Annotated in this window: 2 tRNA genes; both read left to right on the top strand. The window is 45.8% G+C overall.

Annotated features, from left to right (window positions below):
- Positions 1 to 39 precede the first annotated feature (39 nt).
- Positions 40 to 127 (top strand) — tRNA-Leu (locus tag E7X56_RS11635).
- 83 nt (positions 128 to 210) lie between these two features.
- Positions 211 to 298: transfer RNA gene (locus tag E7X56_RS11640), tRNA-Leu, on the top strand.
- Positions 299 to 334 lie beyond the last annotated feature (36 nt).

A 334-nucleotide genomic window follows, 5' to 3' on the forward strand; every position in this document is an offset into this window, starting at 1 on the left:
TCCTTTTTACTTTATATTTAATTTCAGAAGATCTCATTTGCGGGGGTTGCCCAGCCAGGCCAAAGGCGCTAGGTTGAGGGCCTAGTCTCGTAGGAGTTCGTGTGTTCGAATCACACCTCCCGCACCAAATCATTCTGATAAACGCCTTAACGATGCGATCCTGAGCTTTTTCAGGATGGTAACTCGATATACTTAAGCAACAACCTTTTTGCGGGGGTTGCCCAGCCAGGCCAAAGGCGCTAGGTTGAGGGCCTAGTCTCGTAGGAGTTCGTGTGTTCGAATCACACCTCCCGCACCATTTTTCTTATTCTATTATTCTAATAAACTTATATTT

Origin of the sequence: Methanococcoides sp. NM1, from assembly GCF_900774285.1 — an archaeon.
In the GTDB taxonomy this organism is placed as follows: domain Archaea; phylum Halobacteriota; class Methanosarcinia; order Methanosarcinales; family Methanosarcinaceae; genus Methanococcoides; species Methanococcoides vulcani.